This is a genomic window from Pseudomonas sp. AC247, from assembly GCF_979258015.1.
In genome coordinates this window covers 4,766,654-4,789,185 of record NZ_OZ409829.1, presented here as the reverse complement: position 1 = coordinate 4,789,185, position 22,532 = coordinate 4,766,654, and the positions used below count along the sequence as shown (strand labels likewise).

Genomic DNA, 22,532 nt, shown 5'->3' with positions numbered 1-22,532 from the left:
ATTCCCACAGGGGGTGGAGCCAGGCTTAAGATCTGGCTCCATTTGCATCAGCCTTCGAGCTTGCTTTTCAGCAGTTCGTTCACTTGCTGCGGGTTGGCTTTGCCTTTCGACGCTTTCATCGCCTGACCCACGAAGAAGCCGAACATCTTGCCGCGTTTGGCTTCATCCGCCGCACGGTACTGTTCAACTTGCTCGGCGTTGGCCGCGAGCATTTCGTCGAGCACGGCCGAGATTGCGCCGCTGTCGGTCACCTGCTTCAGGCCACGTTTTTCGATGATCTCGTCCGCACTGCCTTCACCGTTGGCCATCGCTTCAAACACAACCTTGGCGATTTTGCCGGAGATGGTGTTGTCCTTGATGCGCAGCAGCATGCCGCCCAACAGTTCCGCCGACACCGGCGACTCGTCGATGTCCAGGCCTTGCTTGTTGAGCAGGCTGCCCAACTCGACCATCACCCAGTTCGCCGCCAGTTTGGCGTCGCCGCCGATGCTCGCGACTTTCTCGAAGTAATCGGCTTGTTCGCGGCTGGTGGCCAGCACGCTGGCGTCGTAGACCGACAGACCGAATTGCTCCTGGAAGCGCTCGCGTTTCTGCGGAGGCAGTTCCGGCAGGGTGGCGCGCACCTCGCCGAGGAACGACTCTTCGATGACCACCGGCAACAGGTCCGGATCGGGGAAGTAACGGTAGTCGTTGGCTTCCTCTTTCGAACGCATCGGACGGGTCTCGTCCTTGTTCGGATCGTACAGACGGGTCTGCTGGATCACTTTGCCGCCGTCTTCGATCAGCTCGATCTGACGCTGGATCTCGGAGTTGATCGCCTTCTCGATGAAGCGGAACGAGTTGACGTTCTTGATCTCGCAGCGCGTGCCGAATTCAACCTGGCCTTTCGGACGGATCGACACGTTGCAGTCGCAACGCAGCGAGCCTTCGGCCATGTTGCCGTCGCAGATGCCCAGATAACGTACCAGCGCGTGGATCGCCTTGACGTAAGCCACGGCTTCCTTGGCGCTGCGCATGTCCGGCTCGGAAACGATTTCCAGCAGCGGCGTGCCGGCACGGTTCAGGTCGATGCCGGTCGCACCGTTGAATTCTTCGTGCAGGCTCTTGCCGGCGTCTTCTTCCAGGTGCGCGCGGGTGATGCCGACACGTTTGACGGTGCCGTCTTCCAGCGCGATGTCCAGGTGGCCCTTGCCAACGATCGGCAATTCCATCTGGCTGATCTGGTAGCCCTTCGGCAAGTCCGGATAGAAGTAGTTTTTACGGGCGAACACGTTGTGCTGACCGATCTCGGCGTCAATCGCCAGACCGAACATCACTGCCATGCGCACCGCTTCCTGGTTCAGCACCGGAAGAACGCCGGGCATGCCCAGATCGATCAGGCTGGCCTGGGTGTTCGGCTCGGAACCGAATGTGGTGGAACTACCGGAAAAGATTTTCGACCGGGTGGTGAGCTGAGTGTGAATCTCCAGCCCGATCACGACTTCCCATTGCATGTGTGTCTCCTCAGAAGCCGGTTGGGGTGCGGGTGTGCCAGTCAGTGTTGAGCTGATACTGGTGGGCAACGTTCAACAGGCGACCTTCCTGGAAATACGGCGCGAGCAGCTGCACGCCAACCGGCAGACCGTCGACAAAACCGGCCGGCATCGACAGGCCCGGCAGGCCCGCGAGGTTGGCGGTGATGGTGTAGACGTCTTCCAGATAAGCAGCGACCGGGTCGCTGTTCTTGGCGCCGAGTTTCCAGGCCGGGTTCGGCGTAGTTGGGCCGAGGATGACGTCGACTTCATTAAAGGCCGCCATGAAATCGTTCTTCACCAGACGACGGATCTTCTGCGCTTTCAGGTAGTAGGCGTCGTAGTAACCGGCGGACAGCGCGTACGCGCCGACCATGATCCGGCGCTGCACTTCCGGGCCGAAACCTTCGCCGCGGGAGCGCTTGTACAGGTCGATCAGGTCTTTCGGTTGCTCGCAGCGATGGCCGAAACGCACGCCGTCGAAACGCGACAGGTTGGAAGAGGCTTCTGCCGGGGCGATCACGTAGTACGCCGGAATCGCGTGCTGCATGTTCGGCAGGCTGATTTCCTTGATCACGGCACCGAGCTTCTGCAGCTCTTTAATGCTGTTCTGGATCAGCTCGGCGATGCGCGGGTCGAGACCGGCGCTGAAGTATTCCTTCGGCACGCCGATGCGCAGGCCTTGCAGCGAATCGCCCAGGCTTGCGGAGTAATCCGGCACTGGCTCGTCGATGCTGGTCGAGTCGTTCTGATCGAAGCCAGCCATACCTTGCAACAAAATTGCGCAGTCTTCGGCCGTGCGCGCCAACGGGCCGCCCTGATCGAGGCTGGAGGCGTAAGCGATCATGCCCCAGCGCGAAACACGACCGTAGGTCGGTTTCAGACCGGTGAGGTTGGTGAAGGCCGCCGGCTGACGAATCGAGCCGCCAGTGTCGGTGGCCGTCGCCGCAGGCAACAGACGCGCGGCAACTGCCGCCGCCGAACCACCGGACGAACCGCCCGGTACGTGTTCCAGGTTCCACGGGTTTTTCACCGCGCCGTACCAGCTCGACTCGTTGGCCGAACCCATGGCGAATTCGTCCATGTTGGTCTTGCCCAGGGTCACGGCGCCGGCAGCGGCCAGTTTCGCGACCACGGTGGCATCGTACGGGGCTTTGAAGTTGTCGAGCATCTTCGAGCCGCAGCTGGTGCGAATGCCTTGGGTGCAGAACAGGTCTTTGTGAGCGATCGGCGCGCCGAGCAGGGCGCCGCTCTCACCGTTGGCGCGGCGTGCATCGGCGGCTTTCGCCTGCTCGAGGGCCAGCTCTTCGGTGAGGCTGATGAAACTGTTGAGCTGCGGATCGAGCTGGGTGATACGCGCCAGCAGGACTTTGGTCAGCTCTTCGGAGGAAAACTTTTTATCGGCGAGACCGCGGGCGATCTCGGCCAGAGTCATTTGATGCATTGCAGGCTCTTTCCCTTTAGTCGATGACTTTCGGAACCAGATACAGGCCGTTTTCGACCGCTGGTGCGATGGACTGGTAGGCCTCGCGGTGATTGCTCTCGGTCACGATGTCGGCGCGCAGGCGCTGACTGGCTTCCAGCGGGTGGGCCAGAGGCTCGATTCCGTCGGTATTAACAGCCTGCATTTCGTCGACCAGACCGAGAATGCTGTTGAGAGCGGAAGTAATGTGTGGAAGATCGGCATCATTGAGGCCAAGGCAGGCCAGATGAGCGATTTTTTCCACGTCGGAGCGTTCTAGCGCCATCGGGATTCTCCTGTGGAAAACAGAACGGACGGCGTCCGTGTGTTAGATTGTCGGAACACTACCGCACTTCTACGGTCATAAGGCCGCGATTGTGGGGCTTGGTGCACAGAAAAGCGGCCAATTTAACATATTGGCGCCTTGCCCAAAATCCCTGTCGTTGTTAGAGTTTGCCGCACTTTTTTACCCACGCGTTGCCTAGGGTCCCTTTCCCATGTTCAAGAAACTGCGTGGCATGTTTTCCAGCGATCTTTCCATTGACCTGGGCACTGCCAACACCCTTATTTACGTGCGCGAGCGCGGTATCGTCCTGAATGAGCCATCGGTTGTGGCCATTCGGACACACGGTAATCAGAAAAGTGTCGTTGCTGTCGGCACCGAGGCCAAGCGCATGCTCGGCCGTACGCCGGGCAACATTGCTGCCATTCGTCCGATGAAGGACGGCGTGATCGCCGACTTCAGCGTCTGCGAAAAGATGCTGCAATACTTTATTAACAAGGTTCACGAAAACAGCTTTCTGCAGCCTAGCCCTCGTGTGCTGATCTGCGTTCCATGCAAATCCACTCAGGTTGAGCGTCGAGCCATCCGTGAATCGGCCCTCGGTGCCGGTGCGCGTGAAGTCTTCCTGATCGAAGAGCCAATGGCGGCTGCGATCGGTGCCGGCCTGCCGGTAGAAGAAGCACGCGGCTCGATGGTCGTGGATATCGGTGGTGGTACCACTGAAATCGCGCTGATCTCGCTGAACGGTGTGGTTTACGCCGAATCCGTGCGTGTTGGCGGCGACCGCTTCGACGAAGCGATCATCACCTACGTGCGTCGTAACTACGGCAGCCTGATCGGTGAATCCACCGCCGAGCGCATCAAGCAGGAAATCGGCACGGCCTACCCGGGCGGCGAAGTTCGCGAAGTCGACGTTCGCGGTCGCAACCTGGCCGAAGGCGTTCCACGCGCATTCACCCTGAACTCCAACGAAGTGCTGGAAGCTCTGCAAGAGTCCCTGGCAACCATCGTTCAGGCTGTGAAAAGCGCCTTGGAGCAATCGCCGCCGGAGCTGGCTTCCGACATCGCCGAGCGTGGCCTGGTGCTGACCGGTGGTGGCGCGCTGCTGCGTGACCTCGACAAGTTGCTGGCCCAGGAAACCGGTCTGCCGGTGATCGTTGCCGAAGATCCGCTGACCTGTGTGGCTCGCGGCGGTGGCCGTGCATTGGAAATGATGGATAAACACACCATGGACCTGCTCTCGAGCGAATAAGTCGCCGATTGCAATACGTGGGTGAGCGCGCGGGCAGCACTTTGCAGTGCTGCCTGTTGGCGTTTATCTTCTGTCAGTCTTCATCCAGGCCGGTTTGATGCCGTATGAATAAACAGAACATTTGCCTGGGAGGAGCGGCTTATTAAACCGCTTTTCGCCAAAGGCCCTTCGTTGGGCGTGCGCCTGTTGGTGCTGGCCGTGCTGTCGGTCGCGCTGATGGTGGTCGATGCCCGCTTTGATCTGCTCAAGCCTGCGCGCAAACAAGCGTCGCTGGTGCTGATGGATGCCTACTGGATCACTGACCTGCCCGGACGTTTGTGGGAAGGGATTGCCAGCCAGTTCGGCAGCCGCACCGAGCTTGTCGCCGAAAACGAAAAACTCAAGACCGAAAACCTGCTGCTGCAGGGTCGCATGCAAAAGCTTGCCGCCCTCACCGAGCAGAACGTTCGGCTGCGCGAGTTGCTCAATTCTTCCGCACTGGTCAACGAAAAGGTCGAAGTGGCCGAGTTGATCGGCATGGACCCCAACCCCTTCACCCATCGCATCATCATCAATAAAGGTGAGCGTGATGGCGTGGTGCTCGGTCAACCGGTGCTCGATGCACGCGGTCTGATGGGCCAGGTGGTCGAGTTGATGCCTTACACCTCGCGTGTATTGCTGTTGACCGACACCACTCACAGCATTCCTGTGCAGGTGAACCGTAACGGTCTGCGCGCGATTGCCAGCGGCACCGGTAACCCGGAACGCCTGGAACTGCGTCACGTCGCCGACACGGCGGATATCAAGGAAGGCGATCTGTTGGTCAGTTCCGGTCTCGGCCAGCGCTTCCCGGCCGGTTACCCGGTGGCGACCGTGAAGGAAGTGATCCACGATTCCGGTCAGCCTTTCGCCATCGTTCGCGCCGTGCCAACTGCCGCACTCAACCGCAGCCGCTACCTGCTGCTGGTGTTCAGCGACACCCGCACCGCCGAAGAGCGCGCCAACGATGCCGCGCAGGCGCAGGAAAATCTCGATGCCTTCGGCGGCGGCCCGATCATTCCGGCCACCGTGCCGAAAACCGTGAGCCCGCCTGCGGCTGCAACGCCTGCTGCAACGCCAGCCGCAGCTGCCCCGGCCACGGCCGCAAGCACGGCGCCTGCCAAACCGGCAAGCAAACCGCCCGCCGCAGCAAAACCTCCGGCAACGACCCCGGCGGCCAGTAAACCACCGGCGTCGCAGCCCGCTGCACGGCCGGCGGCGAAACCTCCGGTCACTGCGCCTGCCACTACCGGGAGACAAGAATAATGGTCGGAGCGACTGCCTCGCGTAACGGCTGGATGGTCTGGCTGACATTCGCCATTGGCCTGCTGCTCAGCGTTTCGCCGTTACCGCAGTTCATGGAAATCCTGCGCCCGCTGTGGCTGGCCTTGCTTCTGACGTTCTGGGCGCTGTACATGCCGCACACAGTCGGCATGGTTACGGCATTTTGTCTGGGCCTGGCCGAAGACGTGCTGTACGGCACACTGCTCGGCCAGAACGCTTTGATCCTGACGCTGATCACCTTCCTTGTGCTGTCGTTGCAGCAACGTCTGCGGATGTTCCCGATGTGGCAACAGTGCCTGGTGATCCTGGTGATCTTCGGCCTCGCGCAACTGGTGCAATTGTGGCTCAGCGCCCTGACCGGCAACCGCCAGCCGACCCTGGCGCTGGTGCTTCCGGCACTGGTCAGTGCCTTGCTCTGGCCGTGGGTCAGCTTCGCTTTGCGTGGATTGCGCCGCCGCTACAAAATCAATTGAGCCGGTGAAGCAGGGCACTGAACAGGGAGATGTTTTGATGAAGCCGCTTTACCTCGCCTCCGGATCACCGCGACGCCGTGAATTGCTCACGCAGATCGGCGTCGCGTTCTCCGCCATCAGTGCGGACATCGACGAAACCCCCCTTCCCGAAGAATCGCCGTCGGCCTATGTCGAACGCCTCGCGCGTGGCAAGGCCTGCGCCGGCCACGGCACGCTCGTGTCCGCTCAACCGTACTGCGTGCTGGGTGCCGACACGGCAGTGGTGCTCGACGGCAAAATACTTGGCAAACCGGTGGACGAAGCCGACGCATGCGCCATGCTGATGATGTTGTCCGGCAAGGAGCACGAAGTGCTGACCGCCATCGCCGTGCTCGAAGGTGAGCGCTGCGAGTCGCGTGTGGTGGTCAGTCGCGTGCGATTTCGACCGATCAGCCGTGAAGAAGCGGCGGCCTACTGGGCCAGCGGCGAACCCCGGGACAAGGCCGGCGGTTATGGCATTCAAGGCCTCGGTGGCGTGTTTGTCGCGGGGCTCAACGGCAGCTATTCGGCAGTGGTCGGGCTACCTGTTTGCGAAACCGCAGAACTGTTGGGCCATTTCGGCATACCCTGTTGGCAAAACCTGAACGCGCAATGAGCGTCGTACGAAACCAGATGCGGCCATTATCGTGAACATGCCTGAACGAGATCCTGCCATGAGTGAAGAGATTCTGATCAACATCACGCCGATGGAGTCGCGCGTGGCGGTGGTCGAAAACGGTGTGCTGCAAGAAGTGCACGTCGAGCGCACACAAAAACGCGGGATCGTCGGCAACATCTATAAAGGCAAGATCGTCCGGGTTCTGCCGGGGATGCAGGCAGCGTTCGTTGATATCGGCCTGGATCGGGCGGCGTTCATTCATGCCTCGGAAATCTCCCTGCGTGAAGGCCCCGCGGTCGAAAGCATCAGTGCGCTGGTACACGAAGGCCAGAGTCTGGTGGTGCAAGTCACCAAAGACCCGATCGGTTCCAAAGGCGCGCGGTTGACCACACAGTTGTCGATTCCGTCGCGCTATCTGGTGTACATGCCGCGCACCGCCCACGTCGGCATTTCCCTGAAGATCGAAGACGAAGCCGAGCGCGAACGCCTCAAGCAGGTGGTCAGCGATTGCGTGGCCAAAGAAGGCATCAAGGAAGCCGGTGGTTTCATTCTGCGCACCGCTGCCGAAGGTGCAGGCGCTGATGAAATCCTCATGGACATCCGCTACCTGCGGCGCCTGTGGGATCAGATCAACGAACAGATCAAAACCATCGGTGCGCCGAGCGTGATCTACGAAGACCTCGGCCTGGCACTGCGCACGCTGCGCGACCTGGTCAGCCCGAAGATCGAGAAAATCCGTATCGACTCGCGGGAAACCTTCCAGAAAACCACGCAGTTCGTCGCCGAACTGATGCCGGAAATCGCCGATCGTCTGGAACATTACCCGGGCGAGCGACCGATCTTCGATCTTTACGGTGTCGAAGACGAAATTCAGAAAGCCCTCGAACGCAAGGTCCCGCTTAAATCCGGCGGCTACCTGGTGATCGATCCGGCCGAAGCGATGACCACCATCGACGTCAACACCGGGGCGTTCGTCGGTCATCGCAATCTTGAAGAAACCATCTTCAAGACCAATCTCGAAGCAGCCACGGCGATTGCCCGCCAGATGCGTCTGCGCAATCTCGGCGGCATCATCATCATCGACTTCATCGACATGGAAGACGAAGAGCACCAGCGCCAGGTGCTGCGCACTCTGGAAAAACAGCTGGAGCGCGACCACGCCAAGACCAACATCATCGGCATTACCGAGTTGGGCCTGGTGCAGATGACCCGCAAGCGCACCCGCGAAAGTCTTGAACAAGTGCTGTGCGAACCGTGCAGCAGTTGTCAGGGCCGCGGCAAACTGAAAACCCCGGAAACCATCTGTTACGAGATTTTCCGCGAGATCCTTCGCGAAGCCCGCGCCTATCAGGCCGAGGGTTATCGCGTGCTGGCGAACCAGAAAGTGGTGGATCGTCTGCTCGATGAAGAATCCGGTAACGTGGCCGAGCTTGAAGGGTTTATCGGCCGCACCATACGCTTCCAGGTGGAAACCATGTATTCCCAGGAACAATATGACGTGGTGTTGCTCTGAACCCCTGCATCACCATTTTTTCACCGCGGCTGGCCTCAGCTTTTCGCAGTTTTTTTGCCATGGGAGCCAACTGACATGGAACGTCTGACACGCATTTTGGCCGCACTCACCCGTTGGGGGCTGGGCCTGTGCGCGTTGGTTCTGGTGTTGATGGCGCTTTACGTCAGTCTCGGCCGCGAACTGACCCCGCTGGTCGCCGAATACCGCACCGATATCGAAGACAAGGCCAGTGCCGCCCTCGGCATGCCCTTGCAGATTGGCGAACTGGAAGGTAGCTGGAGCGGTTTCGCGCCGATCCTGCTGGCGCATGACGTAATGGTCGGCAGCGGCGCCAATGCCTTGCGTCTGGATCAGGTGCGCGCCGTGCCGGATCTTTGGGCCAGCCTGTTGGCGCGCGAGGTGCGCATTGCCCATCTGGAACTCAATGGCCTGAAAATCAGCCTCAAGGAAGCCGAGGACGGCAGTTGGGCGCTGGAAGGTCTGCCGGTGCAGAACGATCAGCCGCTGGATGCGCAGCAGTTGTTCAACCGTTCGCAAATGATTCAGCAGCTCTCGGTGCTCGACAGTCAGGTGACCTTGCAGCCGCTGGATCACGCGCCGATGACCCTCACTTATGTCGGCCTCAATCTGAAAACCGGTGCCAGTCGCCAGCGCCTCGATGCCCGTTTGACCTTGCCGGACGGTCAACCTGTCGCGATCAACCTGCGCACGCGCCTTCGTCCGGAGCAGTGGCAGGACAGCACGGTTGAGGGCTATGCCAGCCTGCCGCAAAGCGATTGGGCGAAATGGTTGCCCGAGCGCCTGACCCAGCAATGGAATTTTTCCGAGATCAAGGCCGGTGGTGAAGTCTGGGTCGATTGGGCCAAGGGCACCCTGCAAAGTGCCGTGGTGCGCCTGAACGCGCCACAACTGAGCGGTGCGTATGGCGAGCGCAAGCCGATCCAGATCAATAATCTGGCGCTCAATGCGTATTACCAGAACAGTGACGATGGCGCGAAGATCACGCTCGATTCGCTGGCGATGAATTTTGGCGAAACCCGTTGGGAGTCGCGTGTACAGCTACAACAGACCCGCGCCACCGATAAGGTTGAAGAGCTCTGGCACCTGCAGGCGGACCGCCTCGACCTGACGCCCATCACGCCGCTGCTCAATGCATTGGGGCCGTTGCCGCAAGGCTTCGCCACGGCGGTCGACCATTTGAATGTCACCGGTGGGCTGCGCAATGTGCTGCTGGATTTCCGTCCCGCTGCCACTGACGGCAACAAGTTCGGCTTTGCCGCCAATCTTGACCAGATCGGTTTCGACGCTTATCACGGCGCTCCGGCGGCGCGAAATGTCAGCGGTAGCCTGAGTGGCAACCTCGACGGCGGCGAGTTGCGCATGGACAGCAAGGATTTCGTCCTGCACCTCGATCCGATTTTCGCCAAGCCATGGCAATACCTGCAAGCCAATGCACGCTTGACCTGGAAGCTCGATAAAGACGGTTTCACCCTGATTGCGCCGTACCTGAAGGTGCTGGGCGAAGAGGGCAAGATCGCTGGCGACTTCCTGATTCGCCTGCATTTCGATCACAGCCAGGAAGACTACATGGACCTGCGGGTCGGGCTGGTCGATGGCGACGGTCGCTACACCGCCAAGTACCTGCCTGAGGTCCTGAGCCCGGCGCTCGATGAGTGGCTGCGTACCGCGATTCTCAAAGGCGCAGTCGATCAGGGCTTCTTCCAGTATCAAGGTTCGTTGAGCAAAAACGCCGGCGAGGCCGACCGCAGCATCAGCCTGTTCTTTAAGGTGCATGACGCCGAACTGGCGTTCCAGCCGGGCTGGCCGCACGTGAGCAAGGTCAGCGGCGATGTCTTCATCGAGGACAGCGGAGTGCGCATCTGGGCCAGCAAGGGCCAGTTGCTCGACACTCAGGTCAGCGATGTCTTCGTCAATATTCCCCATGTGCCGTCCGGGCAGAACACGCATTTGCTCCTCGATGGCGCGTTTGCCGGAGGTTTGGGCGATGGTTTGAAGATCTTGCAGGACGCGCCAATCGGTACGGGTGAAACGTTTGCTGGCTGGGAGGGCTCAGGTGATCTGCAAGGCAAACTGAAGCTCGATGTTCCCCTGGCCAAAGGCGATCAGCCGAAAATTCTCGTCGACTTCAAAACCGCCAATGCCCGCCTGAAACTGGCCGAGCCGAAGCTGGAACTGACTCAGCTCAAGGGGGATTTCCGCTTTGACAGCGCCAAAGGCCTCAGCGGTCAGAACATCGCCGCGCGGGCGTTCGACAAACCGGTGACGGCGCAGATTTTTGCCGACGGCAGCCCCGGCAAGCTGAAAACCCGGGTCGCCGCGTCGGGGCAAGTCGAGGTGAAGAAACTCACCGACTGGCTGGGCGTGACGCAACCGTTGCCGGTGACCGGGACGATTCCTTATCAGTTGCAACTGAACCTTGACGGTGCGGACAGCCAATTGTTGGTCAGCTCCAGCATGAAAGGCGTGGCGGTGGATCTGCCTGCACCGTTTGGCATGGCCGCCGATGTCGGCCGCGACACTGTGTTCCGCATGACCCTGCAGGGGCAGGAACGTCGATATTGGGTCAATTACGATCAACTGGCCAATTTCACCTTCGCCGCGCCGCCCACCAGTTTTGCCGACGGTCGCGGTGAGTTGTTCCTCGGTTCCGGTGAGGCCGTACTTCCGGGAGCCAAGGGGCTGCGTATTCGTGGCGTGCTCTCGGAACTGGACGTCGCGCCGTGGCAGGATCTGGTCAGCAAGTACGCCGGACAGGATCCCGGCGGCAGTGCCAAACAGTTGCTCAGCAGCGCCGATTTCAAGGTTGGCAAGTTGACGGCGTTCGGCACTACGCTGGATCAGGCTTCCGTGCAATTGAACCGCAAGCCCGGCACCTGGGCGCTGGCCCTCGACAGCCAGCAGGCCAAAGGCGCGGCCAGTGTGCCGGATGCCAAAGGTGTGCCGATTGTGGTGAGCCTGCAGTACGTGAAATTGCCGGCGCCGGACCCGACGGTGCAGGCCGATGAAAACGCACCTGATCCATTGGTGTCGGTTGATCCGACGAAAATCCCGGCGCTGGATCTCACCATCAATCAACTGTTCCAGGGCCAGGATCTGGTCGGTGGCTGGTCGCTCAAGGTGCGACCGACGCCTAAAGGCATCGCCTTGAACAGCCTCGACATGGGCCTCAAAGGCATCCTCTTGCAAGGCAACGGCGGCTGGGAAGGCGCGCCGGGTTCGACCAACAGCTGGTTCAAGGGCCGGATCGGCGGCAAGAACCTCGCCGATGTGCTCAAGGGCTGGGGCTTCGCGCCGAGCGTGACCAGCGAAGAATTCCACATGGACGTCGATGGCCGCTGGCCAGGCTCGCCGGCCTGGCTGGCGACAAAGCGCTTCTCCGGCACGCTGGATGCCTCGTTGAACAAGGGCCAGTTTGTTGAAGTGGAGGGCGGAGCCCAGGCGCTGCGGGTGTTCGGTTTGCTCAACTTCAACTCAATTGGCCGCCGCCTGCGCCTGGACTTCTCCGATTTGTTTGGCAAAGGCCTGAGCTATGACCGGGTCAAAGGGCTGCTGGTGGCAACCAACGGTGTTTACGATACGAAAGAACCGATTCGCCTGACCGGGCCGTCGAGCAATCTGGAGCTTAACGGCAAGCTGGATCTGGTGGCCGAGCAAGTCGACGCCAAGTTGTTGGTGACGCTGCCGGTGACCAATAATCTGCCGATCGCTGCGCTGCTCGTGGGCGCGCCGGCGGTCGGCGGTGCGCTGTTCCTGATCGACAAGCTGATCGGTGACCGCGTGGCTCGTTTCGCCAGTGTCAAATACACCGTCAAAGGCCCGTGGAAAGAGCCGAAAATCACCTTCGACAAGCCTTTTTAACTAGCAGACACTACCCCCCTGTAGGAGCTGCCGCAGGCTGCGATCTTTTGATTTTTTTAAAAACCAGATCAAAAGATCGCAGCCTGCGGCAGCTCCTACAGGGTTGTGTGTAGATTCCGAGGAGTGGCCATGTCTTTAGCGGTGATTCAAATGGTCAGCCAGAGCGACGTACTGGCCAATCTGGTTCAGGCCCGGCGCCTGCTCGAACAGGCTGCGGCCGGCGGTGCGAAGCTGGCAGTGCTGCCGGAAAACTTCGCTGCCATGGGCCGTCGCGACGTTGCCGACATCGGCCGTGCCGAAGCATTGGGCGAAGGACCGATCCTGCCATGGTTGAAACAGACCGCCCGCGACCTCAAGTTATGGATAGTGGCTGGCACGTTGCCGTTGCCGCCGGTAGGTCAGCCTAGGGGCAAGGCCAATGCCTGTTCGTTGCTGGTCGATGAACACGGCGAGTTTGTTGCGCGCTACGACAAGTTGCATCTGTTTGATGTCGATGTAGCGGACAATCGTGGCCGTTACCGCGAATCCGATGACTATGCTTATGGCAGTGGTGTGGTGGTGGCGGACACGCCGGTGGGTAAATTGGGCCTGACCGTTTGTTACGACTTGCGCTTCCCGGAGCTTTACAGCGAATTGCGCGCCGCCGGTGCTGAATTGATTACCGCACCGTCGGCGTTTACTGCGGTGACCGGGGCGGCGCATTGGGACGTGCTGATTCGCGCACGGGCCATCGAAACCCAGTGTTATGTGTTGGCGGCAGCGCAGGGCGGTACCCATCCGGGGCCGCGCGAAACCTTCGGCCATGCGGCGATTGTCGACCCGTGGGGCCGCGTGCTGACGCAGCAGGATCAAGGCGAAGCGGTGTTGTTGGCCGAGCGCGATAGCAGTGAACAAGCGTCCATCAGGGCGCGAATGCCGGTGACGCGTCATCGGCGGTTTTTCTCGCAGGGCGCACAGCGGCCTGCTTCAGAACATGAATTTAAGGCGTAAACCTATGAGCGAGTTGTTGTCCTCAGTCAGTGATCACCTGTTGGCACCGGGCGGCGTGACCATCGAGAGTCTGCAAGGCGTACTCGGCGATCTGGCCGGTCCGGGCATCGATGCCGCCGACCTGTATTTCCAGGGACAGATCTCCGAGTCCTGGGCACTGGAAGACGGCATCGTCAAGGAAGGCAGCTTCAACCTCGACCAGGGCGTTGGCGTGCGCGCGCAATCCGGTGAGAAAACCGGTTTCGCCTACAGCAACGCGATCACCCTCGAAGCCCTCGGCGCGGCGGCCCGTGCTGCACGTTCGATCTCCCGTGCCGGGCAGAACGGCACGGTGCAGGCGTTCACCAGCCAAGACGTCGCCCAGTTGTACGCGCCGGATAACCCGCTGGAAGTGCTGAGCCGGGCCGAGAAAGTCGAATTGCTCAAGAGCATCGACGTCGCGACCCGCGCGCTCGATCCGCGTATCCAGCAGGTCAGTGTAAGCATGGCCGGGGTCTGGGAGCGGATTCTGGTGGCGTCTACCGATGGCGGTCTGGCTGCCGATGTGCGGCCGCTGGTGCGCTTCAACGTCAGCGTCATCGTTGAGCAGAATGGTCGTCGCGAGCGCGGCGGGCATGGCGGCGGCGGGCGTACCGATTACCGTTATTTCCTCGCCGAAGACCGCGCCATGGGCTATGCCCGTGAAGCGTTGCGTCAGGCGCTGGTGAACCTCGAAGCGATCCCGGCACCGGCCGGTACTTTTCCGGTGGTGCTGGGTTCGGGCTGGTCTGGCGTGCTGTTGCACGAAGCGGTCGGCCACGGTCTGGAAGGCGATTTCAACCGCAAGGGCAGTTCCGCCTACAGCGGGCGCATGGGCGAAATGGTTGCATCGAAACTTTGCACCATCGTCGATGACGGCACCTTGAGCGGTCGTCGCGGTTCGCTGAGTGTCGACGACGAAGGCACGCCGACCGAGTGCACCACGCTGATCGAAAATGGCGTACTCAAGGGCTACATGCAGGACAAGCTCAACGCGCGCCTGATGGGCGTGGCCCGTACCGGTAACGGTCGTCGTGAATCCTACGCGCATCTGCCGATGCCACGCATGACCAACACCTACATGCTCGGTGGCGAGAGCGATCCGGCGGAAATCATCGCGTCGGTGAAGAAGGGCATCTACTGCGCCAACCTCGGCGGCGGTCAGGTCGACATCACCAGCGGCAAGTTTGTGTTCTCCACCAGCGAGGCGTATCTGATCGAAGACGGCAAGATCACCGCGCCGGTCAAAGGCGCAACGTTGATCGGCAACGGCCCTGAGGCGATGAGCCGGGTGTCGATGGTCGGTAACGATCTGGCGCTGGACAGCGGCGTGGGTACGTGCGGCAAGGATGGGCAGTCGGTGCCGGTAGGCGTGGGTCAGCCGACGCTGAAAATCGATGCGATCACCGTGGGTGGCACGGGCGCATAAAGAAACGTGTGTAGGAGCTGCCGCAGGCTCGGGCCGCGATCGGACGATCTTTTGATCTTTAAAAAGCAAAGATCGCAGCCTGCGGCAGCTCCTACAAGGGATGAGATTAACGCAGGCCGCGTTGAGTCTCGTCCAGTTCACGGATGTACTTGAAGATCTTGCGGCTGGAAGCAGGAGGTTTGTTTTGCGCAACCTCGTGCTGAGCCTGACGGATCAAGGAACGCAATTGCTGGCGATCGGCGTCCGGGTACTCGACGACGAATTTTTCCAGCACGGCGTCGTCGCCCGCGATCAGGCGATCGCGCCAGCGTTCCAGGTTATGGAAACGCTCGTTGTATTGGCGAGTGGAGGCATCGAGTTGATCGAGCAAGGTCAGAATCGCGTCAGTGTCCTGATCGCGCATCAGTTTGCCGATGAACTGCAAATGCCGTTTACGCGCGATATTCGCGGTGTGCTTGGGCGCATCGGCCAAGGCACGGCGCATCGCGTCGGTCAGTGGCAGTTTTGCCACCAAGTCAGGCTTGAGTGTTGTAAGGCGCTCGCCAAGGTCAACCAGAGCATGCAGCTCGCGTTTGACCTGAGATTTGCTTTTTTCTCCCGTATCGAGGGAGTCGTCGTAAGAATCAACCATGGTGGCAGTCCGCAAAGAAACGCCGCCATGATAACCAGTCGGGGGCCGCTTGTCCGGCCCGGTCGCTCGATGGCCCCAGCCGAAAGCAGAATTTGAGTGGAGATGAGCATGAGTGCAGTTGAAAGCGTCGGCCCGCAGGCTTTGCCGGCACTGCAGGAACAGGTCGAGCAGATCATTGCCGAAGCCAAGCGTCAGGGCGCCAGTGCCTGCGAAGTGGCGGTGTCGCTGGAACAGGGCTTGTCCACTTCGGTGCGTCAGCGCGAGGTCGAAACAGTCGAGTTCAACCGCGATCAGGGGTTTGGCATCACGCTGTACGTCGGCCAGCGCAAAGGCTCGGCCAGCACGTCCGCCACCGGGCCGGAGGCGATTCGCGAAACCGTCGCGGCCGCATTGGCGATTGCCAAGCACACCTCTGAAGACGAAGCCTCGGGCCTGGCAGATGCCGCGCTGATGGCTCGCGAGCAGCAGGATTTCGACCTGTTCCACGAATGGGACATCACCCCGGAACAAGCCATCGAGAAGGCGCTGATCTGCGAAGCGGCGGCGTTCGATGCCGATGCGCGGATCAAGAACGCCGATGGCACCACGCTGAGCACGCATCAAGGCTGCCGCGTTTACGGCAACAGCCACGGTTTTATCGGTGGCTACGCCTCGACCCGGCACAGCCTCAGCTGCGTGATGATTGCCGAAGCCGATGGCCAGATGCAGCGCGATTATTGGTATGACGTCAGCCGTCAGGGCACCTTGCTGGCCGACCCGGTGAGCATCGGTCAGCGTGCGGCGCAGCGGGCGGCGAGCCGTCTGGGCGCGCGTCCGGTACCGACCTGTGAAGTGCCGGTGCTGTTTTCAGCGGAACTGGCCGGTGGCTTGTTCGGCAGTTTCCTCTCGGCGGTGTCTGGCGGCAGCTTGTATCGCAAATCGTCGTTCCTCGAAGGCACGCTGGGGCAGAAGCTGTTCCCGGAATGGTTGACCATCGATGAGCGTCCGCACCTGATGCGCGCGATGGGCAGCGCTTCGTACGACGGTGATGGTCTGGCGACGTACGCCAAACCGTTCGTCGAAAAGGGCGAGTTGGTCTCGTACATCCTCGGCACGTATTCCGGGCGCAAACTCGGCATGTCGAGCACCGCCAACGCCGGCGGCGTGCATAACCTGTTCGTCACCCATGGCGACGAAGACCAGGCGGCGCTGTTGAAGCGCATGGGCCGTGGCTTGTTGGTCACCGAATTGATGGGCCATGGCCTGAACATGGTCACCGGCGACTATTCGCGCGGTGCGGCAGGTTTCTGGGTCGAGAATGGTGAAATCCAGTTCGCGGTGCAGGAAGTCACCATCGCCGGCAACATGCGCGACATGTTCAAGCAGATCGTCGCGGTGGGTAATGACCTGGAGCTGCGCAGCAATATTCGCACGGGTTCGGTGTTGATCGAACGGATGACGGTAGCCGGCAGCTAAGCCCCAACCGTCACAAAAAAGGCGCGCCATCCACCCGGATGGCGCGCCTTTTTCATACCTGCCCTGTAGGAGTTGCCGAAGGCTGCGATCTTTTGATTTTGCTTTGAAAGACAAGATCAAAAGATCGCAGCCTGCGGCAGCTCCTACACAAGCACTCTTGTTTTGGTTCTCATTATCATCTAATAATAAATCTCATTATCGGATGAGCCCCGGATCATGAGTTCTGCCTTGCACGAGCAGCCGTACCTCGAAAGCTGGCGCTGGATGAGTCGCCAGATCCGTTGCGCGATGGATCCAGATGAACCGCGCCTGATCGAACATTACCTGGCCGAAGGCCGGTACCTGTCTTGTTGCACTGCGACCTCACCGTGGACGGTCGCCGAAACCTCCTTCCGTTTGCTGCTCGACACCGCCACCGACATCGCCTTGCCGTGGCACTGGCGCAGCCTCTGTCTCGATCAAGCCTGGCGCCCATTGCGTGAAATGGAGCGCCTGTCCCTGTGCAAATGCCGGCTCAAACGCTGGCAGCGCTACACCTGGCAGCTCGCCACTTGCGAATTGCTTCCCTCGATTCCTCTTATTGAACTGGTGCAAGGATTTTCAGATGACCAAGACACGTATTGAGCGCGACAGCATGGGCGAACTGCAGGTGCCGGTGGACGCTCTCTACGGCGCGCAGACCCAGCGCGCAGTGGATAACTTCCCGATCAGCGGCAAGCCGATGCCCAAACAATTCATCCGCGCGTTGATCCTCGCCAAAGCCGCCGCGGCTCGCGCCAATGTTGAACTCAACCAGATCAGCGCCGCGCAAGGCAAAGCCATCAGCGACGCCGCCCAAGGTTTGCTTGAAGGCGATTTCATGCAGCATTTTCCGGTGGATATTTTCCAGACCGGCTCCGGCACCAGCTCGAACATGAACGCCAATGAAGTGATTGCCACCCTGGCCAGCCGCCTGCTCGACGAGCCGGTGAACGCCAATGATCACGTCAACTGCGGCCAGAGCAGCAACGACATCATCCCGACCACCATCCACGTCAGCGCCGCGTTGGCCCTGCACGAACAACTGCTGCCAGCGCTGCTGCACCTGGTGCAGGTGATCGAGCGCAAAGCCGAGCAAGTGCATCACCACGTCAAAACCGGCCGTACGCATTTGATGGACGCGATGCCGGTGCGCATGAGCCAGGTACTCAACGGCTGGGCGCAGCAGCTCAAGGCCAATATCGCTCATCTGCAGGATCTGCTGCCAAGCCTGCAATCGCTGGCGCAGGGCGGTACGGCGGTCGGCACCGGGATCAACGCGCACCCTGAGTTCGCCGCGCGTTTCAGCCGTCAGCTCAGCCAATTGACCGACGTGCAATTCACGCCGGGCAAGGATCTGTTCGCGCTGATCGGCTCGCAGGACACCGCCGTCGCCGTCTCCGGCCAACTCAAAGCCATCGCTGTGTCGCTGATGAAAATCGCCAACGACCTGCGCTGGATGAACTCCGGCCCGCTCGCCGGTCTCGGTGAAATCGAACTGGAGGCGCTGCAACCAGGCTCGTCGATCATGCCGGGCAAGGTCAATCCGGTGATTCCGGAAGCCACCGCGATGGTCGCCGCGCAAGTGATCGGCAACGATTCGGTGATCACCATTGCCGGCCAGTCGGGCAACTTTGAGCTGAACGTGATGCTGCCGATCATCGCGCAGAACCTGTTGAGCAGCATCGAACTGCTGGCCAATTCCAGCCGCCTGCTGGGTGGCAAAGCCATCGCCAGCTTCAAGGTCAACGAATCGCGCTTGAAAGAGGCGTTGTCGCGCAACCCGATTCTGGTCACCGCACTCAACCCGATCATCGGTTACCAGAAGGCTGCCGAAATCGCCAAGCAGGCCTACAAGGAAGGTCGCGCGGTGATCGATGTCGCTCTGGAACACACCGACCTGTCGCGCAGCCAACTGGAAGAGTTGCTCAATCCCGAGAAACTCACCGCCGGCGGCGTGTAAGCACCGCAACCGCTTTGGAGGCTCACCATGGAGCACTGGAAACGCACGATCGAACGGGCCAATCGCTGCTTCATGCTGGGCGAACTGATCGATGCCCGTGAGGCTTACCTGCAAGCCCTGGCCTTGGCGCAAGTGTTGTACGAGCGCTGGGCAGATGCCGACGAAGCGGTGGCGGCCTGCGTCATCTCCCACCACAACCTCGCGGATTTGCACCTGCGCCTGAATCAGCCGGAGGAGAGCGCCGAATACCTCTGCGCCATCCACCAACGGCTGTTGCAGACCATGCAGGACGAGCGCCTGCGCCCGGCGCTGCGTGAAGCGGCGCTGCGCCAGAGCAGCAAGACTTACGTCGAGCTGCTGAATTTCATCAGCGAGCACGGCGAATACCCGCGCACTCAGCGCCTGCTGCACCCGGATACCGGCAATGCGCGCCGCGCGCCTGCCCCACATCACCATGGAGTCCATTGAAATGGCTTTTACCTTGCCTGCCTTGCCTTACGCCTACGACGCATTGGAACCGCACATCGATGCGCAGACCATGGAGATTCACTACACCAAGCATCACCAGACCTACATCAACAACCTCAACGCTGCGGTAGAAGGCACTGAGTACGCTGAATGGCCGGTGGAAAAACTGGTCGCCAGCGTCAAGGAGTTGCCGGAGAAACTCCGTGCCGCGGTGATCAATCAGGGCGGCGGTCACGCCAACCACTCGCTGTTCTGGGAAGTAATGGTGCCAAGCGGCGGCGGCAAACCGGATGGCGCGCTGGCCAAGGCAATCGATGAGCAGTTGGGCGGCCTCGACAGCTTCAAGGAAGCCTTCACCAAAGCCGCGCTGACCCGTTTCGGCAGCGGCTGGGCCTGGCTCAGCGTGACCCCGGAGAAGAAATTGATCGTGGAAAGCAGCGGCAACCAGGACAGCCCGCTGATGAACGGCAACACGCCGATTCTCGGTCTCGACGTCTGGGAGCATGCCTACTACCTGCGTTACCAGAACCGTCGCCCGGAATACATCAACGCGTTCTACAACGTGATCAATTGGCCTGAAGTTGCTGCGCGCTATCAGGCCGCACTGGTTTAAGTCTTCTATAAAAACAATCCAAGGCTGACTATGGGCACTGAAACACTGGCGATCGGAAGTGGGCGTATGTTTCGTTACGCAGTGGGATCGCTATTGCTGTTGGCGGGCATGACCTTGCTGGTTGCCCACGGACTGGCATGGCTGAATCTCGAACCGCGGCTGTTGCGGGCGTTGCAGGGTGGCGCGATCTGCGCGCTCGGCACGGCGCTTGGTGCGGTGCCGGTGCTGGTGATTCGGCGCATGCCGCAGGCACTCAGCGATACGTTGCTGGGGTTTGGTGCCGGGGTGATGCTGGCGGCGACGGCGTTTTCGCTGATCGTGCCGGGCATTGCCGCTGCCGAAAGTCTTGGTTTGACGCCGTGGGGCGCCAGTGGCCTGATCTGCTTCGGCATCATGCTCGGCGCATTCGGGCTGTATCTGGTTGATCTCAAGGTTTCCGGCGCGTCTCCGGAAATGCTCGTCGGCACCGTCGAGCACCCGGTGATTCCGCCACGGATCTGGCTGTTTGTGTTTGCGATCATTGCCCATAACATTCCTGAAGGCATGGCCGTCGGCGTGTCTGCCGGTGGCGGCATGCCGGATGCGGACAGCCTGGCCATGGGCATCGCTTTGCAGGATGTGCCGGAAGGTCTGGTGATTGCGCTGGTATTGGCCGGGGCAGGGATGTCGCGGGTGAAGGCGTTTATGATTGGCGCGGCGTCAGGCCTGGTCGAGCCGGTGTTTGCGCTGTTGTGCGCGTGGCTGGTCAGTCTGGCCCAGGTGTTGTTGCCATTAGGTTTGGCGCTGGCGGCGGGGGCGATGTTGCTGGTGGTGACCCACGAAGTGATCCCCGAGTCGCGACGCAATGGTCATGACAAATTGGCCAGCCTTGGTTTGTTGAGCGGGTTTTGTCTGATGATGGTGATGGATACTGCATTAGGTTGAAGATCAAAAGATCGCAGCCTTCGGCAGCTCCTACATTGGAATGCGTTCACTGTAGGAGCTGCCGAAGGCTGCGATCTTTTGATGTTGGCTGTCAGCCGCCTTCATCGAAGTAGTTGTTGATCAACGCGACCAACGCATCCAGTGCTTCCTGTTCCTGATGCCCTTCAGTACTCAGATAGATCTTGGTGCCCTTGCCAGCCGCCAGCATCATCATCGCCATGATGCTTTTGCCATCAACCGTGGTCTCAGGCGTGCGACCCACTCTGATCGTGCAATCCGGATACTGCCCGGCCACTCCAACAAACTTGGCCGATGCGCGGGCATGCAGGCCCAGTTTGTTGATGATTTCGATTTCCAGAGCAGGCATCGCGGTGTGAATCCTTTAAGTGAGGTCGCGGTGGCGAACCTGGACGTTCTTCAGGGTTTTCTGCAGGGCCTGACCCAGGCGTTCAGTCAGGTAGACGGAGCGGTGATGCCCGCCGGTGCAGCCAATGGCAATGGTCACATAGGCACGATTGCTCGCGGCAAAACGTGGTAGCCACTTGTGCAGGTAGGTGAAGATGTCCTGAAACATTTCTTCAACGTCGGGCTGTGCTGCCAGATACTCGGCCACCGGTGCATCGAGGCCGGACTGTTCGCGCAGTTCCGGTTTCCAGTAGGGGTTGGGCAGGCAGCGCACATCAAAGACCAGATCTGCATCCACCGGCATGCCGCGCTTGAAACCGAATGACTCGACCAGAAACGCCGTGCCCGGCTCCGGCTGATTCAGCAGACGCAGCTTGATGGTGTCGCGCAACTGGTACAGGTTCAGATTGGTGGTGTTGATCTTCAGGTCGGCGAGATCGGCGATCGGGCCGAGCAGGGCAGTTTCATCGTGAATCGCTTCGGCCAGCGAGCGGTTGGCATTGCTCAGCGGGTGGCGGCGGCGAGTTTCGGAGAAACGCTTGAGCAGGGTTTCTTCATCGGCATCAAGATAAAGCACATCACATTGAATGTGCTTGCTGCGGGCATCTTCGAGCAGTTCGGGAAAGCGGCTCAGGTGACTCGGCAGGTTGCGCGCGTCAATCGACACGGCGACCAGCGGTTGCGCAAGCTCCGTGTGGATCAGTGCGCGCTCGGCCAGCTCTGGCAGCAAACCTGCCGGCAGGTTGTCGATGCAGTAGTAACCGTTGTCCTCAAGGACATCAAGGGCGGTGCTTTTACCCGAGCCGGAACGGCCGCTGACGATGATCAAGCGCATGATTACTGCCCGTTTTGCTCGTCCAGAACGACCTGGTACAAGGCTTCGTTGCTCGCGGCGCTGCGCAATTTGTCACGCACGTCCTTGCGGTCGAGCATGCTGGCGATCTGACGCAGCAACTCCAGGTGCGCATCGGTAGCGGCTTCCGGGACCAGCAAGACAAACAGCAGGTCAACCGGCGCGCCGTCAATGGCGTCGAAATCGATGGGGGCTTGAAGGTGCATCAACGCACTGATGGGCGTTTCGCAGCCTTTGAGGCGGCAGTGAGGAATGGCGATGCCGTTGCCAAAACCGGTAGAACCGAGTTTTTCACGGGCAATCAGGGCCTCGAAGACATCTTGCATCTCCAGATCCGGCACTTCGCGGGCGATCAGGTTGGCAATTTGTTCGAGGGCTTTCTTTTTACTGCCGCCCGGCACGTTCACGAGGGAACGGCCGGGGGTCAGGATACTTTCAAGTCGGATCATGGGG

The 22,532-nt window shown here is 60.4% G+C and carries 21 protein-coding genes; 14 read left to right on the top strand and 7 right to left on the bottom strand.

Features of this window, described 5'->3' with window-relative positions:
- Window positions 1-47: 47 nt before the first annotated feature.
- Genes gatB through gatC form a run of 3 tightly spaced genes read right to left on the bottom strand, consistent with a single transcriptional unit; the run spans window position 48 to window position 3,259 of the window.
- Window positions 48-1,493: an Asp-tRNA(Asn)/Glu-tRNA(Gln) amidotransferase subunit GatB gene (gatB, locus tag ACZZ0B_RS21850; protein WP_008085412.1), complete on the bottom strand. Its 1,446-nt coding sequence runs from the start codon at window positions 1,491-1,493 to the stop codon at window positions 48-50.
- A gap of 10 nt (window positions 1,494-1,503) precedes the next feature.
- Window positions 1,504-2,955 (bottom strand): Asp-tRNA(Asn)/Glu-tRNA(Gln) amidotransferase subunit GatA, encoded by a 1,452-nt coding sequence (gatA, locus tag ACZZ0B_RS21845; RefSeq protein WP_053117083.1) that lies wholly within the window; start codon window positions 2,953-2,955, stop codon window positions 1,504-1,506.
- Between the two features lie 16 nt (window positions 2,956-2,971).
- Complete coding sequence (gene gatC, locus ACZZ0B_RS21840; protein WP_008085410.1) at window positions 2,972-3,259, bottom strand: Asp-tRNA(Asn)/Glu-tRNA(Gln) amidotransferase subunit GatC; 288 nt, start codon at window positions 3,257-3,259, stop codon at window positions 2,972-2,974.
- Window positions 3,260-3,470: 211 nt separating this feature from the next.
- Here gatC and mreB point away from each other — a divergent pair, with 211 nt between their 5' ends.
- The 8 genes from mreB to tldD all read left to right on the top strand — a co-directional run bounded on the left by mreB (window position 3,471) and on the right by tldD (window position 14,749).
- A complete protein-coding gene (mreB, locus tag ACZZ0B_RS21835) occupies window positions 3,471-4,508 on the top strand; it encodes a rod shape-determining protein MreB (RefSeq protein ID WP_002555108.1) in 1,038 nt (345 codons plus the stop codon).
- 141 nt (window positions 4,509-4,649) lie between these two features.
- Window positions 4,650-5,792, top strand: coding sequence for a rod shape-determining protein MreC (gene mreC / locus ACZZ0B_RS21830; protein ID WP_463546954.1), 1,143 nt, complete (start codon window positions 4,650-4,652; stop codon window positions 5,790-5,792).
- Window positions 5,792-6,283: a rod shape-determining protein MreD gene (mreD, locus tag ACZZ0B_RS21825; RefSeq protein ID WP_008085408.1), complete on the top strand. Its 492-nt coding sequence runs from the start codon at window positions 5,792-5,794 to the stop codon at window positions 6,281-6,283. Before mreC ends, mreD begins: the two co-directional genes overlap by 1 nt.
- A 37-nt stretch (window positions 6,284-6,320) precedes the next feature.
- On the top strand, window positions 6,321-6,917 hold the full coding sequence (locus ACZZ0B_RS21820) for a Maf family protein (protein WP_463546215.1): 597 nt from the start codon (window positions 6,321-6,323) through the stop codon (window positions 6,915-6,917).
- Window positions 6,918-6,975: 58 nt separating this feature from the next.
- Window positions 6,976-8,433: a ribonuclease G gene (gene rng, locus ACZZ0B_RS21815; RefSeq protein WP_008085406.1), complete on the top strand. Its 1,458-nt coding sequence runs from the start codon at window positions 6,976-6,978 to the stop codon at window positions 8,431-8,433.
- Window positions 8,434-8,508: 75 nt separating this feature from the next.
- A complete protein-coding gene (locus ACZZ0B_RS21810; protein WP_463546214.1) occupies window positions 8,509-12,312 on the top strand; it encodes a YhdP family protein in 3,804 nt (1,267 codons plus the stop codon).
- 129 nt (window positions 12,313-12,441) lie between these two features.
- Window positions 12,442-13,302 carry a carbon-nitrogen hydrolase family protein gene (locus ACZZ0B_RS21805; protein ID WP_463546213.1) on the top strand — a complete coding sequence of 287 codons (861 nt, stop codon included), beginning with the start codon at window positions 12,442-12,444 and terminating at the stop codon, window positions 13,300-13,302.
- Window positions 13,303-13,306: 4 nt separating this feature from the next.
- Window positions 13,307-14,749, top strand: a complete 1,443-nt coding sequence (gene tldD / locus ACZZ0B_RS21800) for a metalloprotease TldD (protein ID WP_008085093.1) — start codon at window positions 13,307-13,309, stop codon at window positions 14,747-14,749.
- 106 nt (window positions 14,750-14,855) lie between these two features.
- Here the strand turns inward: tldD and yjgA are convergent, their stop codons facing one another.
- Entirely contained in the window at window positions 14,856-15,380 is a 525-nt protein-coding gene (yjgA, locus tag ACZZ0B_RS21795) for a ribosome biogenesis factor YjgA (RefSeq protein WP_008085091.1), read from the bottom strand.
- A 108-nt stretch (window positions 15,381-15,488) separates the two neighbouring features.
- Between yjgA and pmbA the strand changes: the two genes are divergently transcribed.
- The 6 genes from pmbA to ACZZ0B_RS21765 all read left to right on the top strand — a co-directional run bounded on the left by pmbA (window position 15,489) and on the right by ACZZ0B_RS21765 (window position 20,821).
- Window positions 15,489-16,835 (top strand): metalloprotease PmbA, encoded by a 1,347-nt coding sequence (gene pmbA / locus ACZZ0B_RS21790; protein ID WP_463546212.1) that lies wholly within the window; start codon window positions 15,489-15,491, stop codon window positions 16,833-16,835.
- Between the two features lie 216 nt (window positions 16,836-17,051).
- The gene (locus ACZZ0B_RS21785; RefSeq protein ID WP_159812153.1) at window positions 17,052-17,459 is read left to right on the top strand and encodes a FagA protein; all 408 of its coding nucleotides are present in this window, start codon (window positions 17,052-17,054) and stop codon (window positions 17,457-17,459) included.
- The gene (locus ACZZ0B_RS21780) at window positions 17,440-18,816 is read left to right on the top strand and encodes a class II fumarate hydratase (RefSeq protein WP_463546211.1); all 1,377 of its coding nucleotides are present in this window, start codon (window positions 17,440-17,442) and stop codon (window positions 18,814-18,816) included. Before ACZZ0B_RS21785 ends, ACZZ0B_RS21780 begins: the two co-directional genes overlap by 20 nt.
- Window positions 18,817-18,843: 27 nt before the next feature.
- Entirely contained in the window at window positions 18,844-19,284 is a 441-nt protein-coding gene (locus ACZZ0B_RS21775) for a hypothetical protein (RefSeq protein ID WP_008085084.1), read from the top strand.
- A gap of 1 nt (window position 19,285) precedes the next feature.
- Window positions 19,286-19,897 (top strand): superoxide dismutase, encoded by a 612-nt coding sequence (locus ACZZ0B_RS21770; protein ID WP_045123232.1) that lies wholly within the window; start codon window positions 19,286-19,288, stop codon window positions 19,895-19,897.
- A 30-nt stretch (window positions 19,898-19,927) separates the two neighbouring features.
- The gene (locus tag ACZZ0B_RS21765; RefSeq protein ID WP_440093194.1) at window positions 19,928-20,821 is read left to right on the top strand and encodes a ZIP family metal transporter; all 894 of its coding nucleotides are present in this window, start codon (window positions 19,928-19,930) and stop codon (window positions 20,819-20,821) included.
- Window positions 20,822-20,912: 91 nt separating this feature from the next.
- Here the strand turns inward: ACZZ0B_RS21765 and ACZZ0B_RS21760 are convergent, their stop codons facing one another.
- The 3 genes from ACZZ0B_RS21760 to ptsN are packed head-to-tail and all read right to left on the bottom strand — an operon-like array spanning window position 20,913 to window position 22,528.
- Entirely contained in the window at window positions 20,913-21,188 is a 276-nt protein-coding gene (locus ACZZ0B_RS21760; RefSeq protein ID WP_008085079.1) for an HPr family phosphocarrier protein, read from the bottom strand.
- A 15-nt stretch (window positions 21,189-21,203) separates the two neighbouring features.
- Window positions 21,204-22,061 (bottom strand): RNase adapter RapZ, encoded by an 858-nt coding sequence (rapZ, locus tag ACZZ0B_RS21755; protein ID WP_440093196.1) that lies wholly within the window; start codon window positions 22,059-22,061, stop codon window positions 21,204-21,206.
- A 2-nt stretch (window positions 22,062-22,063) separates the two neighbouring features.
- Window positions 22,064-22,528 carry a PTS IIA-like nitrogen regulatory protein PtsN gene (gene ptsN, locus ACZZ0B_RS21750; RefSeq protein ID WP_008085075.1) on the bottom strand — a complete coding sequence of 155 codons (465 nt, stop codon included), beginning with the start codon at window positions 22,526-22,528 and terminating at the stop codon, window positions 22,064-22,066.
- Between the last annotated feature and the right edge of the window lie 4 nt (window positions 22,529-22,532).

Bases quoted from the DNA above. Each gene is read 5' to 3' on its own strand.
- gatA (WP_053117083.1), bottom strand. From the start codon at position 2,955: ATGCATCAAATGACTCTGGCCGAGATCGCCCGCGGTCTCGCCGATAAA.
- pmbA (WP_463546212.1), top strand. From the start codon at position 15,489: ATGAGTGCAGTTGAAAGCGTCGGCCCGCAGGCTTTGCCGGCACTGCAG.
- ACZZ0B_RS21805 (WP_463546213.1), top strand. From the start codon at position 12,442: ATGTCTTTAGCGGTGATTCAAATGGTCAGCCAGAGCGACGTACTGGCC.
- mreD (WP_008085408.1), top strand. From the start codon at position 5,792: ATGGTCGGAGCGACTGCCTCGCGTAACGGCTGGATGGTCTGGCTGACA.
- gatB (WP_008085412.1), bottom strand. From the start codon at position 1,493: ATGCAATGGGAAGTCGTGATCGGGCTGGAGATTCACACTCAGCTCACC.
- rng (WP_008085406.1), top strand. From the start codon at position 6,976: ATGAGTGAAGAGATTCTGATCAACATCACGCCGATGGAGTCGCGCGTG.
- rapZ (WP_440093196.1), bottom strand. From the start codon at position 22,061: ATGCGCTTGATCATCGTCAGCGGCCGTTCCGGCTCGGGTAAAAGCACC.
- ACZZ0B_RS21765 (WP_440093194.1), top strand. From the start codon at position 19,928: ATGGGCACTGAAACACTGGCGATCGGAAGTGGGCGTATGTTTCGTTAC.
- tldD (WP_008085093.1), top strand. From the start codon at position 13,307: ATGAGCGAGTTGTTGTCCTCAGTCAGTGATCACCTGTTGGCACCGGGC.
- yjgA (WP_008085091.1), bottom strand. From the start codon at position 15,380: ATGGTTGATTCTTACGACGACTCCCTCGATACGGGAGAAAAAAGCAAA.
- ACZZ0B_RS21775 (WP_008085084.1), top strand. From the start codon at position 18,844: ATGGAGCACTGGAAACGCACGATCGAACGGGCCAATCGCTGCTTCATG.
- ACZZ0B_RS21780 (WP_463546211.1), top strand. From the start codon at position 17,440: ATGACCAAGACACGTATTGAGCGCGACAGCATGGGCGAACTGCAGGTG.
- ACZZ0B_RS21785 (WP_159812153.1), top strand. From the start codon at position 17,052: ATGAGTTCTGCCTTGCACGAGCAGCCGTACCTCGAAAGCTGGCGCTGG.
- ptsN (WP_008085075.1), bottom strand. From the start codon at position 22,528: ATGATCCGACTTGAAAGTATCCTGACCCCCGGCCGTTCCCTCGTGAAC.
- mreB (WP_002555108.1), top strand. From the start codon at position 3,471: ATGTTCAAGAAACTGCGTGGCATGTTTTCCAGCGATCTTTCCATTGAC.
- gatC (WP_008085410.1), bottom strand. From the start codon at position 3,259: ATGGCGCTAGAACGCTCCGACGTGGAAAAAATCGCTCATCTGGCCTGC.
- ACZZ0B_RS21770 (WP_045123232.1), top strand. From the start codon at position 19,286: ATGGCTTTTACCTTGCCTGCCTTGCCTTACGCCTACGACGCATTGGAA.
- ACZZ0B_RS21760 (WP_008085079.1), bottom strand. From the start codon at position 21,188: ATGCCTGCTCTGGAAATCGAAATCATCAACAAACTGGGCCTGCATGCC.
- ACZZ0B_RS21820 (WP_463546215.1), top strand. From the start codon at position 6,321: ATGAAGCCGCTTTACCTCGCCTCCGGATCACCGCGACGCCGTGAATTG.
- ACZZ0B_RS21810 (WP_463546214.1), top strand. From the start codon at position 8,509: ATGGAACGTCTGACACGCATTTTGGCCGCACTCACCCGTTGGGGGCTG.